The sequence below is a fragment of the Spiroplasma sp. hy2 genome, from assembly GCF_044714365.1.
Taxonomy (GTDB): Bacteria; Bacillota_I; Bacilli_A; order Mycoplasmatales; family Mycoplasmataceae; genus Spiroplasma; species Spiroplasma phoeniceum.
In genome coordinates this window covers 1-2,051 of record NZ_RXFZ02000173.1, presented here as the reverse complement: position 1 = coordinate 2,051, position 2,051 = coordinate 1, and the positions used below count along the sequence as shown (strand labels likewise).

At 26.8% G+C, this 2,051-nt stretch carries 4 protein-coding genes; all 4 read left to right on the top strand.

Features of this window, described 5'->3' with window-relative positions; genetic code table 4:
* Positions 1–249 precede the first annotated feature (249 nt).
* The 4 genes from EHV01_RS05015 to EHV01_RS05000 all read left to right on the top strand — a co-directional run bounded on the left by EHV01_RS05015 (position 250) and on the right by EHV01_RS05000 (position 1,957).
* A complete protein-coding gene (locus EHV01_RS05015; RefSeq protein ID WP_422066496.1) occupies positions 250–561 on the top strand; it encodes a hypothetical protein in 312 nt (103 codons plus the stop codon).
* A 176-nt stretch (positions 562–737) separates the two neighbouring features.
* A complete protein-coding gene (locus EHV01_RS05010) occupies positions 738–1,256 on the top strand; it encodes a hypothetical protein (RefSeq protein WP_422066495.1) in 519 nt (172 codons plus the stop codon).
* Between the two features lie 53 nt (positions 1,257–1,309).
* Entirely contained in the window at positions 1,310–1,816 is a 507-nt protein-coding gene (locus tag EHV01_RS05005) for a hypothetical protein (protein ID WP_422066494.1), read from the top strand.
* Between the two features lie 6 nt (positions 1,817–1,822).
* Positions 1,823–1,957: a hypothetical protein gene (locus EHV01_RS05000; RefSeq protein WP_422066493.1), complete on the top strand. Its 135-nt coding sequence runs from the start codon at positions 1,823–1,825 to the stop codon at positions 1,955–1,957.
* Positions 1,958–2,051: the final 94 nt, after the last annotated feature.

Here is a 2,051-nt window from a genome sequence, read left to right as displayed (position 1 = left end):
ATWTTATGGCTTATTTTAGTTAATTAATTACTAAAATAACTATTAAGCTTAAAAATAAGGTTTTCATTCATATAAAAAGTGCTACATTTGCATTTACAATTTACAGACAGAATTATAATAATAAGAAAAATTTGAGAAAGAAATGCAGCGATATTTTTTTATTAATCAAAAGAAATATTATTCGTTAAGGACAATTATTAATAATTTATTAGTAATTGTTTTTTATTTTTAAAAGAAAGGAATTAAAAAATGAAAAAGAAGAAGCATGTTAGCAAGTTTGGTTTTATTGTTTCCACATTAGGGGCAGCAATTGGACTTGGTAATGTATGGGGGTTCCCCACCTTATTAAAGCAAAATGGAGGTTTAGCATTTTCTGTTTTATATATTTTAGCAATTATTACTTGTGGCATTCCGTTATTAATTTTAGAATTCAACATTGGTAATATGCGACGTAAATCGTTAATTAATATTTTTGATGAAGAAAACCCAAAAGCAAGTGGGTTTATCGGTTGATTTGAATCAGCCTTTAGTTTATTGTCGCTAATTACTATACCGTATTAATTGGTTATGTTTTAATTTCATTAATATTAAATTTTACATCGTCAATTAATACACCATTATGGTTTGATAATAATATTTTAAATCCTGGTGGAATTGGTGTAGCCGGTAATGCTAATTTTCAATGATTAGCATATTTAGCCTTTATTGCAATTGTTATTATTGTTGGGACAATTGTGATGTTTCGAGCAAAAGGAATTGAAAAAGCAAATGTTATTTTTATTCCAGTTTTATTTGTTATTTTATTAGTTTTAGCAATTTACGTTTTAACAATTCCAGGAGCATTAGAAGGACTAGGAACAGTTTTAATGCTAACGCAAAGAACCTTAAGTTCTTTTGGCAACTTGCAAGTATGAAGTGATGCCTTTGGATTAGGTGTGTTTATGGTTTGTGTTGGTTCAGGATTTATGATGTTATTTGCTGGTGCAGCACCAAAAACACAGGATAATACAAATAAAGCATATATTTTATCATTTGGTGTTTTAGCAATTTCACTTTTAACATTAATTATGGTTTTTGGTTCAGCAGGCATTTTAGTTCATGAACAAAATCCTGGATTAATTACGATTGATGATTATACCAAAGCAATTGATGAAGCGTTTCCAAAAAATGATGGTGCTAGTTTATCTTTAATGTTTTTCCACAAACTTTTAATGTTATTAATAAACAAACCTTTGTTGGTTTTGGAAACTTTTTAGGCATTTTATTTTTTACAGCATTATTATTTGCTGGATTAAGTAGTATTATTGCAATGATTGAAGTTGTCATAAATGGAATTTTTTCAAATTACAAGGTAAAGGAAAAACAAGTTATTATTTTAATGATTTTAATAGCTACCATTGGTTTAGTCTTAATGTTTAAAGATACTAACCAATTACTTTATTCGTTCCAAGCTTTAGCTGGTAGTGTTAATATGTTAGTGATGGCGTTAGTTGAAATTATTTTATTTATTCATATTTACAAAAAATTACCAATAATGATTGCCTACAATAATGCACATTCGTGAATTAAAATTGGTAAAACATATAAATTTGCGATTTCGTATTTAACACCATTGTTGTTAGCAGTTAATAGTGTTTTTATGTTTTATGTCTTTATTAGTTCAGGGTTATCAAAGCCTTGATGATTATCAGTATTAGCAGTATTATTAGGAATTATTATGCCGTTAATATGTAGTATTTTATCGGTTACTGTGTTAAGAAAATATCAAATTAAACCAGTACCAGTTGGAATGTGACAAGAAGGATTGGAGAACTAAAAAATGATGGCAACTTGATTAATTATTACATTGACGATTATTATTGTGTTGTTTCTTGTTTTATTTGGCGGATTTGTCTTTTTTATGTATAAAGATTGAAACAATAATATTAAAAGGGCAGAAGACACAAAATTACTTTAATTTTGTCGAAAACTCTTGATATTTATAAAATATACCTAAAATTAGGTATATTTTTAATATATGGAGGTAAATAATTAATGAAAAAAATAATTAA